This is a genomic window from Halodurantibacterium flavum (genome assembly GCF_042681825.1).
Taxonomy (GTDB): Bacteria; Pseudomonadota; Alphaproteobacteria; order Rhodobacterales; family Rhodobacteraceae; genus Halodurantibacterium; species Halodurantibacterium flavum.
On record NZ_JBHUGH010000001.1, the window covers coordinates 93,940 to 110,570 of the forward strand.

Annotated in this window: 16 protein-coding genes; 10 read left to right on the forward strand and 6 right to left on the reverse strand. The window is 65.8% G+C overall.

All coding sequences use genetic code 11. The features are described 5' to 3' along the window. Positions 1-174 precede the first annotated feature (174 nt). Genes ACFSGJ_RS00445 through ACFSGJ_RS00470 form a run of 6 tightly spaced genes read right to left on the reverse strand, consistent with a single transcriptional unit; the run spans position 175 to position 6,426 of the window. Positions 175-1,470, reverse strand: a complete 1,296-nt coding sequence (locus ACFSGJ_RS00445; RefSeq protein ID WP_390258504.1) for a TRAP transporter large permease — start codon at positions 1,468-1,470, stop codon at positions 175-177. After that, positions 1,467-1,976 (reverse strand): TRAP transporter small permease, encoded by a 510-nt coding sequence (locus ACFSGJ_RS00450; RefSeq protein WP_390258506.1) that lies wholly within the window; start codon positions 1,974-1,976, stop codon positions 1,467-1,469. The genes ACFSGJ_RS00445 and ACFSGJ_RS00450 overlap by 4 nt, the downstream gene beginning before the upstream one ends. Before the next feature lie 3 nt (positions 1,977-1,979). Then, positions 1,980-2,987, reverse strand: a complete 1,008-nt coding sequence (locus ACFSGJ_RS00455; protein ID WP_390258508.1) for a TRAP transporter substrate-binding protein — start codon at positions 2,985-2,987, stop codon at positions 1,980-1,982. 40 nt (positions 2,988-3,027) lie between these two features. Beyond that, a complete protein-coding gene (locus tag ACFSGJ_RS00460) occupies positions 3,028-3,921 on the reverse strand; it encodes an SDR family NAD(P)-dependent oxidoreductase (RefSeq protein WP_390258510.1) in 894 nt (297 codons plus the stop codon). A 1-nt stretch (position 3,922) separates the two neighbouring features. Further along, a complete protein-coding gene (locus tag ACFSGJ_RS00465) occupies positions 3,923-4,729 on the reverse strand; it encodes an enoyl-CoA hydratase-related protein (protein ID WP_390258512.1) in 807 nt (268 codons plus the stop codon). Then, entirely contained in the window at positions 4,726-6,426 is a 1,701-nt protein-coding gene (locus ACFSGJ_RS00470; RefSeq protein WP_390258514.1) for an AMP-binding protein, read from the reverse strand. The genes ACFSGJ_RS00465 and ACFSGJ_RS00470 overlap by 4 nt, the downstream gene beginning before the upstream one ends. A gap of 79 nt (positions 6,427-6,505) precedes the next feature. On the opposite strand from ACFSGJ_RS00470, the gene ACFSGJ_RS00475 reads away from it, so the two are divergent. The 10 genes from ACFSGJ_RS00475 to ACFSGJ_RS00520 all read left to right on the forward strand — a co-directional run bounded on the left by ACFSGJ_RS00475 (position 6,506) and on the right by ACFSGJ_RS00520 (position 16,602). Further along, entirely contained in the window at positions 6,506-6,973 is a 468-nt protein-coding gene (locus ACFSGJ_RS00475; protein ID WP_390258516.1) for a MarR family winged helix-turn-helix transcriptional regulator, read from the forward strand. A gap of 293 nt (positions 6,974-7,266) precedes the next feature. Then, entirely contained in the window at positions 7,267-8,022 is a 756-nt protein-coding gene (locus ACFSGJ_RS00480; protein ID WP_390258518.1) for an amino acid ABC transporter substrate-binding protein, read from the forward strand. Between the two features lie 4 nt (positions 8,023-8,026). Further along, a complete protein-coding gene (locus ACFSGJ_RS00485; protein WP_390258520.1) occupies positions 8,027-8,701 on the forward strand; it encodes an amino acid ABC transporter permease in 675 nt (224 codons plus the stop codon). Continuing rightward, the gene (locus tag ACFSGJ_RS00490) at positions 8,698-9,429 is read left to right on the forward strand and encodes an amino acid ABC transporter ATP-binding protein (protein ID WP_390258521.1); all 732 of its coding nucleotides are present in this window, start codon (positions 8,698-8,700) and stop codon (positions 9,427-9,429) included. Before ACFSGJ_RS00485 ends, ACFSGJ_RS00490 begins: the two co-directional genes overlap by 4 nt. A 193-nt stretch (positions 9,430-9,622) precedes the next feature. After that, positions 9,623-9,943, forward strand: coding sequence for a hypothetical protein (locus ACFSGJ_RS00495; RefSeq protein WP_390258523.1), 321 nt, complete (start codon positions 9,623-9,625; stop codon positions 9,941-9,943). Between the two features lie 397 nt (positions 9,944-10,340). Then, complete coding sequence (locus ACFSGJ_RS00500) at positions 10,341-11,243, forward strand: lipid A-modifier LpxR family protein (RefSeq protein WP_390258525.1); 903 nt, start codon at positions 10,341-10,343, stop codon at positions 11,241-11,243. A gap of 806 nt (positions 11,244-12,049) precedes the next feature. Next, a complete protein-coding gene (locus tag ACFSGJ_RS00505) occupies positions 12,050-13,123 on the forward strand; it encodes an ABC transporter ATP-binding protein (protein ID WP_390258527.1) in 1,074 nt (357 codons plus the stop codon). A gap of 17 nt (positions 13,124-13,140) precedes the next feature. Continuing rightward, a complete protein-coding gene (locus ACFSGJ_RS00510; protein ID WP_390258530.1) occupies positions 13,141-14,100 on the forward strand; it encodes an ABC transporter substrate-binding protein in 960 nt (319 codons plus the stop codon). A 77-nt stretch (positions 14,101-14,177) separates the two neighbouring features. After that, positions 14,178-15,851, forward strand: coding sequence for an ABC transporter permease (locus ACFSGJ_RS00515; RefSeq protein ID WP_390258532.1), 1,674 nt, complete (start codon positions 14,178-14,180; stop codon positions 15,849-15,851). A gap of 4 nt (positions 15,852-15,855) precedes the next feature. Then, positions 15,856-16,602 (forward strand): metallophosphoesterase family protein, encoded by a 747-nt coding sequence (locus ACFSGJ_RS00520; protein ID WP_390258535.1) that lies wholly within the window; start codon positions 15,856-15,858, stop codon positions 16,600-16,602. Positions 16,603-16,631 lie beyond the last annotated feature (29 nt).

The window sequence follows — 16,631 nt, forward strand, 5'->3', positions numbered from 1 at the left end:
GTCGACGGCGCGGACACGCCCTGGCGGTCGCATCGCGTCGTGCCGAGGTGACTTTTCGCCGAACGGACCACGAAGGATCCGTGTCCAAAGATGCCAGCATCGGGATTGATCATGCGAACGCGTTGGCCCCCGATGGTTCAGGGACAACGGATGGCGGTTGCGCGACCGGCCCCCCTAACGCATCTGCCCCGGCAGCCACAGCGCCAGCGCCGGCAGCAGGATCAGGAGGCCGAGCCGCACAAGGTCGGTGACGACGAAGGGCAGGACGCCGCGATAGATCGTCATCAGCGACGTCTCGCGCGCGATGGACTTGATGACGAAGACGTTCATCCCCACGGGCGGCGAGATCATCCCCAACTCGACCGTCATCACCACGACCACGCCGAACCAGATCGGATCGAAGCCGAGCCCGGTCACGACCGGATAGACGATCGGCACCAGCAGGATGATCATCGCCATCGCATCGAGGATGCAGCCAAGGATCACGAAGATCGCGAGGATCAGCAGCAGCGTCGGATAGGGTCCGAGGCCCAACCCGGTCAGGAAGGCCGTCACCTTCTGCGGCGTCTGCGTCACCGCAAGGAAATAACCGAAGAGCATCGCGCCAATCAGGATCGTGTAGATCGCGACCGAGGTGCGCAGTGCCTCGACCAGGCTCGCCCGGATCAGCCGCAGGTTCAGGCGGCCGCGGATGACGCCGATGACCCCCGTGAGAAAGGCGCCGGCGGCCGCGGCCTCGGTGGGCGTGACGACGCCGAAATAGATGCTGCCTATGATCGCGACAAAGAGAAGCCCCACCGCCCAGACCCCCTGCAGGGCGGCAAAACGCTCGGACCACGGCGCCGGGGTCCCGGCGGGCAGATCGCGCCGCCAGGCAAAACGGACGCAGAGCATGTACATCGCAACCGCGAGCAATCCCGGCACCAGCCCCGCCATGAACAACTGACCCACGTCCTGTTCCGTCAGATAGGCATAGATCGCCAGCACGACCGAGGGCGGGATCAGGATACCGAGCGTGCCGCCCCCCGCGATGACCCCGGTGGAAAGTGCCTCGGGATATCCTGCACGGCGCATCTCGGGCAGGGCGACCTTGGTCATCGTCGCTGCCGTCGCCACCGAGGAACCCGAAATTGCCGCGAACCCGCCGCAGGCCGAGATGGTGGCAAAGGCAAGGCCTCCGCGCAGCCCGCCGAGCCAGGCCTGACCCGCCCGGAACAGCTCTCGCGACATGCCGGAATTGGTGGCCAGAACGCCCATCAGGACGAACAGCGGGATCAGCGACAGGTTGTAATCGGTGATCGTGCGCACGGGCGAAATCGCCAGCTGGTTCAGCGCCGGCCGCCATCCGACCACGGCCGCGAAACCGCCCACGCCCACCAGCGCCATCGCGATGCCCACCGGCACCCGGATGACCAGCATTCCGAACAGGGCGAGAAAGCCGATGACGGCGATCCAGTCGGCGGGGCTCATGCGGGGTCGTCCTCGGGGATGGGGCCGCCGCCGCGGATCAGGCGGATCAGGCGCGCGGCGGTGGTGATGCAGGCGGCGACGGCGCCCAGCCAGATCAGCCCGATCAGCGGCCAGACAGGCAGGCGGAGATCGTATGTGGCCTCGTTCGAGCGCCATGCGCTCAGCGCCCGGTCGTTCAGCTTCCAGGCCAGAAGGATCGTGAAGCCGAGAACGATGAGCGTCGCCAGCGCCTCGAAAAATCGCTGCCAGGACGGGCGCATCGCGGTGGTGAAGAGATCCACCTCGATATGCCCGCCCCGCAGGCCAAGACTTGCAAAGCCCCACATGATCGCGACGCCAAGCAGCAGTCGGGCCAGGTCGAAGCCATCGGGAATGGGCGCCGCGAAGGCATAGCGCCCCACGGCGGAGGTGAACATGACCACCGTCACCACCGCAAGGCAGATGCCGGCGATCACATCCACGCCGCGCGACACGCGCAAGAGCAATGTCTCGATCCTGGCCAGCATGGCTTACTCGTTCAGCGCGCCGTTCTCGCGCAAGAGTTCGATCAGCCGCGTGTGGATCGCCTCGGGATCTGCGCCGGTGGCGGCGACGTCCGCGGACCAGGCCTCCATCAGCGGCGCGATCGAGGCGCGCCATTCGGCCGTCTCCTGTTCGGTCGGGGCATAAAGCTCATGCCCGGCCTCGATCGCCTTGTCCCGGCCCGACGCCTCCTGCACCGCCCAGCCTTCGGCCATGCGTTCGGCCCAATCGGTGGTGCAGTGATCGTCCATCACCTGCCGGTCCTCGGGCGAAAGGCCGTCATAGCTGGCGCGGTTCATCGCCATCACGAAGCTGGTGACATAGAGCGGCAGGTCCAGGTGGTTCTTTGTGACGCTGTCGATCCCGAACAGGAAGATCGAATCCCAGGGAAAGAAGGTCGCGTCGGCCGCGCCCCGGGCCAGGATCTCGCGCGAATCCGGGGCCGAGGCCTGAACGTTCGCGCCGCCCAGCAGGCTGACATAGCGGCCCACCGTGGCCTGCGCCGGACGGACGTTCAGGCCCGACAGATCGCCCGGCACCCGGATGGGCCGCGTCGAATGCAGCGTGCCGGGATCATGGACAAAGCCGAGGCACATGTGGATGTCGGGCATCTCGGCCTCGACATACGCGCGATACCATTCGTCGAAGGCGCGCGAGCCGCCGGTTGCGTTGGCGAAGTTCAGCGGCACCTCGGCAAGGCCCGCGATGGGAAAACGGCCCGGCTGATAGCCCGGGTTCACATAGGCGATGTCGGCGATCCCGTCGCGCGCCATGTCAAAGTGATCGGCCGCCGCGCCCAGTTGCTGGGCCGGATAGATCTCGATCGTGATGCGCCCCTCCGACGCCTCGCGGATCGACTCGGCCCAGGGCTCGAAGCCGGTGATCTGGACGGCATGCTGCGCGGGCACCCAATGGGCAAGGCGCAGCGTAACGTCGGCCTGGGCCGCTCCGGCACAGAGTGCGGCCGTGGCGGCCAGTGCGGTAATGATCCTCATGATGTTCCTCCCTCTCATGGCGGCCTTGGCCGCGTGATCCTCAGTCCAGCGTCAGTTTCACCCCGACCTCCTGCATCTTCGGGGCGAAATTCTCGGTCCAGGCGGTGGCGATGGCCTCGGACGACCAGCCGCCGGGCGCCTCCTGCACGGCGATCTCTTCGGGATGCGACCAGAGGCTCAGCCGGTCGCCACCGATGCCGATGCACTGCCCGGTGATCCCCGCCGCCGCGTCCGAGGCGAGAAAGACCGTCAGCGGCGCCACATCCTCCGGCAGGCCGAGCCCGGCGCGGCGCAGCTTTGGTGGCGGCGGCGTCCCGCGCTCGGCAGCTTCGGCATGGGCGGTCAGGGCGGGGATGGTCGCGACCATCCGTGTCAGCGCCGTCGGGACGATCGCGTTCACCGTCACCCGGTCGCGCGCAAGCTCCATCGACCAGGTGCGCGCCATTGCGGCGATGCCGGCCTTGGCGGCTGCATAGGCGGTCTGGCCGAAATTGCCGCGCTGCCCCGCGACCGATCCGGTCAGGATCAGCCGCCCCCCTTGTCCTGCCGCCCGCCAATGCAGCGCAGCGGAGCGGGCGCAGGCAAAGGTGCCGCGCAGATGGGTGCGGATCACGGCGTCGAAATCCTCGTCCCCGGTCTTCCACAGCACCCGGTCACGCAAAAGTCCCGCATTGCAACACAGGATGTCCAGCCGCCCAAAGGCGCCAAGCGCGGCATCGACGCAGGCCGCTGCTGCCTCGGCCCCGCCGATGGGTGCGATGGCGACAGCAGCCTGCCCGCCATCCGCCCGGATATGCGCGACGACTTCCTCGGCCGGTCCGGCATCGAGATCGTTGACGACGACCGCCGCCCCCGCCCGGGCGAGCGCGATGGCCGTGGCGCGGCCGATCCCGCGCCCCGCCCCGGTCACGATGGCGCTTTTGCCCGCCAGCATCTCAGCGCCCCCGAAAGCGCGCGGGGCGCTTTTCCATGAAGGCGCGCGGGCCCTCGCGGGCGTCCTCGCTCGCCATGACGATGTCGCGGGCGCGGTCCTCAAGCCCATAGCCCTCGGCCAGGGTGCGGCCGCTCGCTTCAAGGACAGTGCGCTTGATCTGCGCCGTCGCAAGGGGCCCGTTGGCGGCGATGCGGCGCGCGATCTCCAGCGCGCGCGGCATGACCTCGGGGCCGGGCAGGACGTGATTGACCAGTCCGGCAGCCTGTGCCTCGGCCGCCGAAATCGCGTCCCCGGTCAACAAGAGCTCCATCGCGCGGCAATGCGACATCTGTCGCGGCAGCCGGACCAGCGCCCCGGCAAAGGGGATCAGCCCGCGCTTTGCCTCCGGCAGCCCGAAGGTCGCGTGTTCGGCGGCAATGCGGATATCGGTCGCCAGCATCGTTTCCATCCCGCCTGCAAGGCAGTGACCGTTGATCGCCGCGATCAGTGGCGTCGTCAGCTGGAAACGCCGCAAGGCCGAGCGGTCCATCACCGCCGGATCCTCCAGCACGCGGCGGTCCCAGTCGTCCTGCGGGGCCCTGGCACCCGTGAGCAGCGGCAGCATCAGCGCCAGATCGCCCCCGGCGCAAAAGGCGCGGTCGCCGGCGCCAGTCAGGACGGCGCAACGGATGGCGGGGTCTGTCTCGATCCGCTGAAAGGCATCCGCAAGGCGACAGGCCATTTCGGGGCTGATCGCGTTGCGCGCCTCGGGGCGGTTCAGCGTCAGGATCGCGATACCGTCCTGCTGTTCAAAGAGAAGCGCGCTCATTCCCCGGCCGCCACGGCTTCGGCGGCCATGCGGCGCAGCTCGAACTTCTGGACCTTGCCATTGGCCGTCAGCGGCAGGCTGTCGAGCACGCGGATATAGCGCGGCGTCTTGTGGCGGGCAAAGCTGGCCTTGCACCAGTCCTGCACCGCCGCAGGGTCCAGCCGGGCGCCGGGCGTGGGGATGAGGAAGGCAAAGATCTCTTCGCCCAGATCGGGGTCGGGGACGCCGACGACCTGCGCTTCGGCGATGTCGGGATGGGTCATCAGCGCTTCCTCGATCTCCACCGGATAGACGTTCTCGCCGCCCCGGATCAGCATGTCCTTCAGCCGGCCCACGATGCGCAGATGCCCCGACGGGGCCAGCACCGCCAGATCGCCCGAATGCAGCCAACCCGCGGCATCAATGGTCTCGGCGGTGCGGTCCGGCATGTCGAAATAGCCGCGCATGACGCCAAAGCCGCGGATCAGCAGTTCGCCGGGCTGGCCGTGATCCATCGGCGTGCCGGTTTCCGGATCGGCGATCCTCACCTCCACATGCGGCAGCGGCGTGCCGGCCGTGGCGCAGCGGGTTTCCAGATCGTCCGAGGGGTCGGTCTGCGTGATGATCGGGCTGCATTCCGTCATGCCCATGATGATCATCGGCTCGGCCCCGAACCGCTGGCGCAGTTCCAGCATCAGCGCCGGCGGGATCGAGGTGCCGCCGGTGAACGCGATCCGCAGCGCCGACATGCCACGCGTCCCGGCATCCGGGTGGTCCAGCATCCGGCGATACATGGTGGGCACCGCGTTGATGATCGTGGCACCATGCGCCTCGGCCGCAGACATCATGGCGCCGGGCTCAAACTCCGGCAGCAGGATCAGGCAGCCGCCGACCGCGAGCATCCCCAGCACGTTGCAGACACAGCCCGCGGTGTGAAAGAGCGGCATGGCCGAGAGCAGCCGGTCGTCCGGCCCGAAGCCCCCGCGCGCCGCCATCAGCCGCGCATTGTTGTAGCAGCCGCGATGGGTCAGCATGGCGCCCTTCGGCGCCCCCGTGGTGCCGCTGGTATACTGGACCTGCATCACGTCGCCCGGCTTTACGGCAGCTGCGCGCGCGGCCAGCTGCGCGCGCGGCACCGCCTCCGCAAGGGACAGCAGCGCCGTGAAGGTCAAGGCGCCGGGCAGGTCCGCATCGTCGAGCATCACGACATGCCGCAGGTCCGGGAACGCCTCGCCCCGACGACCCCGAACCGGGTCCGCGCCGGCCAGATCGGGCAGAAGCGCGGCAAGGTCCGCCGCGATCTCGGCCCGCCGGTGGGCGCGGACGGTCAACAGGGTCGAGACCCGCCCCTGCCGCAGCAGATAGGCGAGTTCCTGGCTCCGGAAGGCGGGGTTGACCGTGACCATGACCGCACCGATCCGCGCGAGCGCGTATTCCAGCAGAACCCATTCCACCGAGTTCGGCGCCATGACCGCCACATGATCCCCCGGCTGCGTCCCAAGGCCGATCAGCGCCCGCGCCAGCAGATCAACCTGCCGGTCGAGCGTCGCGTAATCCAGCATTGCCTCGCCGTAGATGAGGGCGGGCGCATCTCCTCTCGCCTCCGCCTGCAGGCGCAGCGCCTCGCCTACCGTGATCTCGGCCAATCCCGGCCCGCCCGCCGTCCCCGTCACCTCGGAACTTGCCGCCGACCGGGTAGCTGTGACATTCTCTGACACCGAACAGGTTCCTCCCGTACTGTTCACTGTCGAACAATACGGGGCGGAACTGATTTGTCAACGATCTTGAGGAGGCCGCGTGGCGCATATACCGGAACCAGACGTCGAGCCGCTCCGGCTCGGCAGTGCCGCCATCGACGGGCAGGTGAGCTACAAGCTGCGCCTTGCCCAGATCGTCGCCTATCGCGCCTTCGAAGGGGTGGTCACCGGCTTTGGGGTCGCACCCCGCTATCTGGGGCTGCTCTGGCTCATCCGGGACAATCCCGGTCAGGCCCAGAGCCGCCTTGCCGAGGCTGTCGCGCTGCAACGCTCGTCGCTCGTGACGATCCTCGACAGGCTTGAAGCCGACGGTCTGGTCGAGCGCCGAGCCGTTTCCGGGGACCGCCGGATGAAACAGGTCTGGCTGACGGGCGAGGGCAAGCGCACCCTTGACGCGTTGATCCCGCTGGCCGAGGCACATGAGGCCGCGATGACCGCCGGGCTGAACGAGGAAGAGCGCGCCGTGTTCCTGAGGGCCCTGGATCAGGTTGTACGAAATCTAAGCTGACTTCCGACCGACAATGCGCTTTGTGGGTCGCCCGGCGGCTGCCTTTTCCGCGCAAACCGGTCACGGCGTCGCGCGTGGCAAGATCGTCTACATGTGTGGCGCAAATCAGGTTGACGGACTTTCGTTCTGCAGCGTTCATGTACAGCAGGACGGAGACCCGGCTTCCGCCGGCCCGATGGAACCGCTTTGTTCCCCCGGCACCCAGACGTGGTCTTGCGTCCTTGTCTTGTCAGTCGGCTTGATCCCTATTGGTCCTGCGCGTATCTCGGGGTTAGTGAACACGGGAGTTTCAGATGTTCAGATTTCTTTCCGTTACGGCGTTGATGGCCGCGACCGCCGCCCTTCCCGCCACCGCAGAAACCATCCGTGTTGGCATGTCCGGTGGCTACTTTCCCTTCACCTTTGTGCGGCAGGACACGTTGCAGGGCTTCGAAGTCGATTTGATGACCGCACTTGCCGAACGGACCGGCGACACGGTGGAATTCACGACCATGTCGTTCTCGGGCCTGATCGGCGCGCTGGAATCCGGCCGCATCGACACGATTGCCAACCAGATCACCATTACGCCGGACCGAGCGGCGAGGTTCGCCTTCAGCCAGCCCTATGTTTACGACGGGGCGCAGGTCGTGGTGACCAGGGGCCGTGAGACGGAAATCACCGGTGTCGAAAGCCTGAGGGGCCGGACGGTTGCGGTGAACCTTGGATCGAACTTTGAACAGCTTCTGCGTGAACTGCCCTATGCGGATGAAATCGACATCCGCACCTATGAAAGCAACATCGAACAGGACACGGCGCTGGGTCGCGTCGATGCCTTTGTGATGGACCGGGTGTCATCGATGCAGGTCATCAATGCAAGCCCGCTACCGCTGGAACTGGCCGGTCCGCCGTTCAGCGAGATCCAGAACGCCCTGCCGTTTCGTAATGATGCCGAAGGGCAGGCCCTGCGCGACCGGCTTGACGCCGCGCTGACCGAACTGAAGGCAGACGGCACGTTGACGGCGATCTCCGAGAAATGGCTGGGTCTCGACGTCACCGTGCCGACCCGCTGACAAGATGCGGGCGCTTGACCTCGACTACATGCTGGGGCTGGTGCCCGTCATCCTGGGCTATGTGCCACTGACGATCGGCATGGCGCTGGTCGCAATGGTCTGCGCATTGCTGCTGGCCTGCCTGCTGGCGGTCGAACGGGTGGTGCGTGTGCCGGTGCTCGACCAATTCGTACAGTTGTTCATCAGCTTCTTTCGCGGCACGCCGCTGCTGGTGCAACTGTTCCTGTTCTACTACGGCCTGCCGCAGATCCTGCCGGTTCTGTCGGGGATCAATGGGGTGACGGCGGCGATCATCGGTCTCACGCTGCACTTTTCGGCCTATATGGCCGAAAGCATCCGGGCCGCGATCCTGGGCGTTGACCGCAGCCAGTGGGAGGCGGCGCAGTCGGTGGGCATGACCCAGGCGCAGTCGATGCGCCGGATCGTGCTGCCGCAGGCGGCGCGGGTGGCGGCCCCGACTCTGGTCAACTACTTCATCGACATGATCAAAAGCACATCCCTGGCCTTCACGCTCGGCGTGACCGAGATGATGGGGGCGACGCAGAAAGAAGCCGCGGGCAGCTTTCTGTATTTCGAGGCATTTCTGGTCGTGGCGGTGCTTTACTGGGCCATCGTCGAGTTGCTGTCCCACCTGCAAAAGCGGCTTGAACACCGCCTGAACAAGGCGCTTGCCCGATGATCACCGTTCGCGGACTGACCAAGCGCTTTGGCTCGACCACCGTTCTGGACGGTGTCGACCTGGACATTGCCGACGGGGAACGTGTGGCGATCATCGGCCCTTCCGGAACCGGAAAATCGACTCTGCTGCGCTGCCTGAACTATCTCGACCGCCCCGACAGCGGCGTGATCCGGATTGGTGATCTGACCGTCGATGCGGCTACGGCCCGGCCCGGCCAGATCCTGGCATTGCGCCGCCGCACTGCGTTCGTGTTCCAGAACTATGCACTGTTCGCCAACAAGACCGCCCGCGAAAACATTACCGAGGCCCTGATCACCGTGCAGCGCAAATCGCGCGCGGAGGCCGAGGCGAGGGCCGATGTCATTTTGCGCGAGACGGGGCTGGCCGACAAGTCGGGATCTTACCCTGCGGCGCTATCGGGCGGACAAGCGCAACGTGTCGGTATCGGGCGCGCAATGGCGCTGGATGCGGCGCTCATGCTGCTTGACGAGCCGACATCTGCCCTGGACCCGGAATGGGTGGGCGAGGTGCTTGACCTCATGCGCCGGGTGGCCGAGCGACGTCAGACCATGCTGATCGTGACGCATGAAATGCAGTTCGCCCGCGAGATCGCCGACCGGGTGATCTTCATGGAAGGCGGCCGCATCGTGGAACAGGGCCCTCCGTCGCAGCTTTTCGACGCACCGCAGGACACGCGCACCCAAAACTTTCTGCGCAGGGTTCGGTGAACAGCACTGCGATTGCAGACGTGCTGGCAGACGAACTTCGACAGGACCATGCCGGCTTGCGCGATCCTGTGCCGACGGCATGGGAACTGGCCGCCCGGTTCCGCGGCGATGGGGTTCAGCCCGTTCGTGTTCAGGCGGCCCGTCCTTCCGCGACGCTGTATGGCTTCGAACCGAGATCCGAGAGCACCCCGATGTGATCGATTTCGCCCGCGACGGGTTTGGCCGGTATGTGGACGGGCTCTTCTCTGACCCGCGTGTGAAAATCCCCCCAGAAGGAGGGCGCCCGTGTCTGGTCCGATCTATCACCAGGCGAATTTCGTTCCGAACGCTCGCGCTTGTGGGGCACAATGACGCGGTGCCGCTGGATCCCGCTACGTTGCCGGCGCACTGGCGGGCCATGACCGGCGAGGAATCGCCGGACCACGTCTTGATCGTCCGCGCACTGAAGTTCTACGCGGACAATGACGGCCATCCCTTGATCGAACACCGCGCCCGAGGACGCATCGCGACGTAATCGGGTACCGCCCGCTTCCTGACCGGGACGGACCGGCTCTATGCGGACCTGCTCGACGCCCTTTTCCCCCCGATTGCCCGGCCTCCGGCTCCGCGGGGATGCGGGCAATGGCGACCCCGGCCTCGTCGCGGCCGATGCGCTGGTCCGTGGTCGGCGTGGCGCATATGAGAAGGGGGAACTGCATGCGAGCGCGACTCCCGGTCCCGAGGCTCGCCACCTATCCCCCTGTTAAGCATGGTTTGAAATTGGCCCTCTCCAGAGCCGGACCCTTAAGGCCCCCGAAAGTTTCGTGACCGAGCCTGTGTGGTAGCAGACACAGGGGTCGAGGATGCACGGAACATGCCGTTCTTTCGCCGTTGCGCCAAAAGCGCTGCGTAGGATTGGTGGGAGAGGGGCGTTGGCCTGGGGTCTCGCCGCTGCGTTCATGGTCTTGGCCACGCCGCGGGCAGGGGCCGAGTTGCGGTCGCCGGATCGCCTGGAATATATCGGGTCTGCGCGGATTGCGTCCAACGATTTCATCGGCGACGGCAAGGACCGCTGGCGGACGGGCAGCTACAGACTGAGCTTCGGCTTCACACCGCCTGCTTCCGGCCCTGGCGTGGGCTATATCCGCATGATCGAGTTTCGCCTGGGCGCGGAGGTCATTGCCCCCGAAAAGCTGAGCCGCCCGCATGAGGCAGACCGGCGCTATGCCGGCATTCTGAACGTCGGTGTCCGGGCGCATGGGACAGTGGGCCGCCGGATCTACCTTACGAGCGGTCTCGAAATTTACGTCGTGGGGCCGCAGACCAACCTCTACCGGGTGCACGAAGCGATTCACAATGCGTTTGGCATGGCCTATTCGGAACGCGCCGCGGAGCTGCAGATCGACGATGCCACTTATCTTGCCACGAACCACGAGGCGGCCTGGACCGTCCAGCTCGGGCCTCTTGTGGCGCGTCCGTTCATCGAGGCGCATCTGGGCATGGAAACCTATCTGCGGGGCGGGGTGGACCTGATCAGCGGCGGGTGGGATGTGTCCCGCTTCGTAACCCGCGACATGACGACCGGACATCTCATGCCCTTTGGACAGAACCAGCAGCGGATCACCTATGTCGCCGGGATCGATTGGGCACATGTGGCCGAAAGCGATCTGCTGGAGCATCAGGTCCGGCGCGACAGGCTGCGGAGGCGGCTTGGGGTTCACGTCCATAACGAGGGATCAAAGCTCTTTGTGGGGATGGCCTATCTGGGGCCGGAGGGGATCAACCAGCGTGGCGGCCAGCGTGTCGGCTCGGTTTCGATCACCTTTGCATTCTGAGCAGTCCGGCCATTTACTGTCGGCAGCGGATGGAAAGGACGCAGGCGGGTTTGCAAGTTCCTTCCGGACTGACACGTCACTGCGGAACCTGATGATCCGGGCTCCGGCTCGCCGGCCCGCAAACCTGCGAGCCATGATCCGGATTGCACGACTGATGACGATCACTGGTCCGCCGCCACATACGCGCCCGAGGTTTTCGACAGAGACACGGGAGGGCGGGTGTTCTTGCCGAACTCAGGAAAATGAGGATAGAGCCAGCGAGAGGGGCGATAGGCCCTCGTCAACACGGTTGTCTGCGCGGACGGTTGCTTCTGCGCGCGGGTCAGGGGGTGTCGGCTGCCGGTTCGCGCCTCCCTGCCCATCAAGCGCCGCACAATTGAAAGGTCGGGATCACCACTTGCAACCGCCGGTCGAAGGGCGGCAATCGGTCTGCTGGCAGGTTTTGTCCCTGTGCTGCCCACGCGTTGCGCCGCGGGGAAGGCAGACCGGTGGCCCATGGTGGCGAGGCTGGATGAATGCTGCGCCTGCTGTGCCGGACCTACGCAGATCATCGAGACGTTTCGTGGTCGGTGCGGTCCCGCCATTACCGGTTGCACGGGGGAGGCGCCGTTCTGGCGTCTGTCGTCGCTCGGCCCCCATTGTCAGGTTGTGGTCCACATCGAGAAGCTTCTGGGCGAGCATACCTGCGGCGGGGCAACCGCAGCGTGAATGGGCACGGCGACGGACCAGCATACCGTTTCCGGGATTGCGGCGGATTGCGCGGCGGCAGACATAAAACCGTCATACACGTCTGCTACCCGCCCGTCATGTTACAGGAGAAAATCAGCACTGTCCCCCTTGCTTTGGCTGCAACCCGGATTGCCAAGTCGTTCGGTGGCACGCAGGTGCTGCGCAACATAAGCCTCGACCTCGCCCCGGGCGAGGTCGTGGCGCTGCTCGGCCCATCTGGCTGCGGCAAGACCACGTTGCTGCGCATTGCGGCGGGCTTGCTGACGGCGACAGACGGTCGGATGCAGATTGCGGACAGGCTTGTGGTGGATGGCAGCGGGTTCAATGCCACGCCCGAGGCGCGCGGCATCGGAATGGTGTTTCAGGACTACGCCATCTGGCCCCACCTGAACGTGCTGGACAACGTGGCGTTCCCCCTGCGCATGCGCAAACTGGGCCGGAGCGAGCGGGAGACCCGCGCACTTCGCGCCCTGGACAGGGTCGGGCTGCGGCATCTTGCCGGTCGGTTTCCCGGTACGCTGTCCGGGGGGCAGCAACAGCGCGTGGCGCTGGCGCGCGCGATCGTGGCCGAACCGCCGCTTGTATTGTTTGACGAACCGCTCTCGAACCTCGATCGCGAACTGCGCGAGGGGCTGGCGCTCGAAATCGGCGTCTTGCTGCGCGAACTGGGCCTGTCGGCGATCTATGTCACGCATGACCAATCCGAAGCCTTCACCATCGCGGACCGGGTGGCCGTGATGCTGGGGGGCGAGATTGCCCAGATCGACACGCCGGAGCGGCTTTTCGCGGCGCCCGCATCGGTCCAGGTGGCGCAGTTCCTGAATATCGGTGCGCTGCTTCAGGGCCGCATCTGCAGCACGGGCGGCTTTAGCTGCGACAGCGGTCGGCTGAAACTGCCAGGGCTGGCCGGATCCGCGCCCGAAGGCCCTGCGCATGTCCTTATCCCACGCACGGCGGTTCGCACCGCGCCAGAGGGCCCATTGATGGCGCGTGTGTTGCGGTGCCAGTTCCAGGGGGACCGGTATCTGCTGCATCTGGGGCTGGGGGGCGACAGTGTCAGCCTTGTCTGCCCTGCGGACCGTGCAGTCGCACCGAACAGCCTGATCCCGCTGTCGATCGAACCCGACCGCGTGCGCGTTTTTCCGAATTGACCAGAAAGGAATATACCATGCTCCGCACAACCGCATTTGCTGCAACCTTCGGCCTGATCGGCAGCCTCGCCCATGCCGACACGTTGACCTTCTATACCGCAGGTCCCGGCGATCTGGCCGATGCGCTGGCCGAGGCGTTCGAGGCCGAAACCGGCATCGCGGTCAATGTGTTTCAGGGAACCACGGGGCAGGTGATGGCGCGGCTCGAGGCCGAAGAAGCCAACCCGCAGGCCGATGTCGTCGTATCCGCCAGCTGGGGTTCGGCCGTCGAGATGCATGAGCGTGGTCTGCTGATGGAATATCTTTCCCCCAACGCGGCGGAAGTGCCGGATTTTCTGAAGCATAGCCACTATGTGGCCCAAGGCGTCTCGGCGCTGGCGATGGTCTGGAATACCCAAAGCGGCGTGCCGCGCCCGTCGGAATGGACCGACCTGACCGACGAGGCCTATCGCGATCTCGTCACCATGCCGGACCCGGCGCAGTCCGGCTCTGCCTTCGATCTGGTCGCCGGGCTGGAGGTCGCGATGGGCGAGGAGGTCTGGGATCTGCTGGCCCGGCTCTCGGCGAATGACATGATCGTGCCCGGCCCGAATGCCGCCGCCCTGAACCCGGTCCTGCAAGGGGCGAAGGCGGTCGTCTTCGGGGCGGTGGATTACATCAGCTACGGGCAGGCGGCCAGCGGCGAGACGATCGAGGTCATCGTCCCGGAAAGCGGCACCGTGATCGCACCGCGGCCGATGATGATCCTTCAATCCACAGCCAATCCCGAGGCGGCACAAGCCTTTGTCGATTTCGTTCTGTCCGAGGCGGGTCAGGAACTGGTCGCCGCGACCTGGATGATGCCCGCCCGTGCGGATGTCGAGGGGCTGCGCCCCGGGATCAACGACCTGACGGTGATCGAGGTGGACGAAGACGCCGTTGCCGCACGTCGCGAAGAGATCATCGCGAGGTTCAACGCGACCGTCACCAACCGCTGACCTTCGCCTTTTGCGCATGGCCCGGGACTGAACCGGGGCCATGCCGAGTTCATGCCGGTTTCAGGAAAAGAACCCTTATGGCGCGCGGCCAATCCGTACTGACCCTTCTGGCCGCAAGCGCACTGGTGATCCTTGTGGGGCTGCCGGTGCTCTTCATCCTGTTGCAGGCCGTCTTTCCCGAGTTCGCGCGCGGATCATTCGTGGGGGCGTTCTCGAAACTGCTCATCCTGACCGAGAATGATCGCCTGCTGGTTCAGGCACGCAACACGCTGATGCTTGCGTTCTCGGTCATGCTGGGCTGCCTGATCCTCGGCCTGCCCATTGGTGTCCTGCGGGGTCTGTTCCATGTCCCCGGCGCGCGCATCTGGGACGTCGTCTTCCTCATCCCCTTTTTGATCCCACCCTTCATTGCCGCCATCGCCTGGATGATGACACTGCAGCCGCGCGGCTACCTGTTCCAGCTTCTGGGCGTAGATATGGGCCGCTTCCTCTTCAGCTTCGCGGGCGTGGCCTTCGTGATGACGCTGAACCTGTTCCCGCTGGTCTATTTTGCGGTATCTCGTGCGCTTGAGACGGTGGGCGGGCGCTTTGCATCTGCTGCACGTGTCCATGGCGCGCGTCCCATGCAGGCGTTCGTTCTGATAACGCTGCCCCTCTCGATCCCGGCGATTGCGGCAAGCCTGCTGATCGTGTTCGCCATGTCGATCGAGGAGTTCGGAACGCCCGCGGCCCTTGCCGCCCGGACGGGCCTTGAGGTGTTGGTCACCGGCATCTACACCCGCCTGTCAGACTGGCCGATCGACCTGTCGGGCGCGGCGGTGGGCTCGGTCCTGCTGATGACGATGGTGCTGGTGGCCTTTGCGCTGCAGAACTGGATCGCGACACGACGTTCCTACATCAGCCAGACGGGCAAGCCATCAGACTTGGAGAAGGCCGATCTGGGGGCGTGGCGCTGGCCGGTGGTGGCGCTCTTTGCGCTGGTCGCGGCGATTGGCGTCGTGATCCCGCTGACTGCCATCGCGGTCACATCCTTCATGGGCACGATCTCGGGCGGGTTGAACTGGTCGAATTTCGATACCCGACATTACACGCCGATCTTCCAGACCGGCAGCCGCGCCGCACAGGCGCTGGTCACAAGCGGATGGCTGGCCGTGCTCACGGCATTTTCGACCGCACTGATCGGCGGGTTGGTCGCCTATATTGTCGTCCGCGGCACGGGGCGGGGCCGGGCTGTCATGGACGGGCTGTCGGTCCTGCCCAACGCCATCCCCGCCATCGTGCTTGCCGTCGGGATCATTCTGGCCTGGAATTCGCCCTTCCTGCCGCTGACGCTCTATGGCACGGCGGGCATCCTGCTGATCGCCTATATCGGCATCCTGCTGCCCTATCCGATCCGCTATGCCGTTGCGCGCCTGCGTCAGATTTCAGGCTCGCTTGACGACGCCGCTCGGGTGGCTGGGGCAACACAGATGCGCGCCCTGCGCCATGTCACCCTGCCGCTGATGGCCCCCTCGCTGATTGCAGCGATGATGCTGGTTTTCGCGATCGCCTCTCGCGAACTGGTGGCCTCGATCATGCTGGCACCCGCGGGAATGCGCACTGTGGGGACGTTTGTCTTTGCCCAGTTTGAACAAGGGTCGGTGCAGACGGGCATGGCGATGAGCATGATTGCAATCACGCTCACGTCGGGCATTCTGCTGGTGGTCAACCTCTGGCTGGCACGGCAGGGAACCAGCGCCTTTTCGGGATGAACCAATGGCCTTGATTGCACAGTTGACGGATCCGCACTTTCGCGACGATGGCGCAGACCCGTGCCATGATCCGGTCGCGGCGATGCGACAGGCCTTCGCGCAGATCGCGGGGATGGACCGCAAGCCCGATGCCATTGTTCTGACCGGGGATGTCATCGACCGCAGCGCCAAGGGTTACGCCCATGCAATTCCTGTCTTGCGCGAAGCGCCGGTACCGCTGTTGCCGATGCCCGGCAACCACGATAATCCCGCCGGCTTCCGGGCAGCCTTTGCGGAATGGGCGGCCTTCGCACCCGATCATCTGAGCTTTACGACGCAGATTGCCGGATTGCACCTGATCGCGATCGACAGCAATTTGCCGGATGGTGGCGCCGGTCTTGATGCGACCCGGCTGGACTGGCTGGCGAGCGCTTGTGCGGCGGCGCAGGGGCCTGCGATTCTGGCGCTGCACCACCCGCCTTTCCCGACCTTTGCGCCCCATCTGGACCGGCCCGGTTTTCAGAATGCCAGCGCCCTTTCGCGTCTGCTGAAGGGCAGCGCCGTGTGCCGTATCATCGCCGGGCATAGCCACCGCGCCATGCATACCGTCTGGGCGAATTGCCTTGCGAGCACCGCCCCGCCCATCGGCTACGGGTTGAGCTTGTCGCTGTCCGGTGCCGAAAGTCACAGCCCGGAGGGCGTCTCGCCGGCCTTTGACCTCCATCTCGCGAATGGGGGCACCATGGTCAGCCATCAGATCAAGCTGGGCTGATGGCAGCAGATTACCCCGGGGCGCTCCAT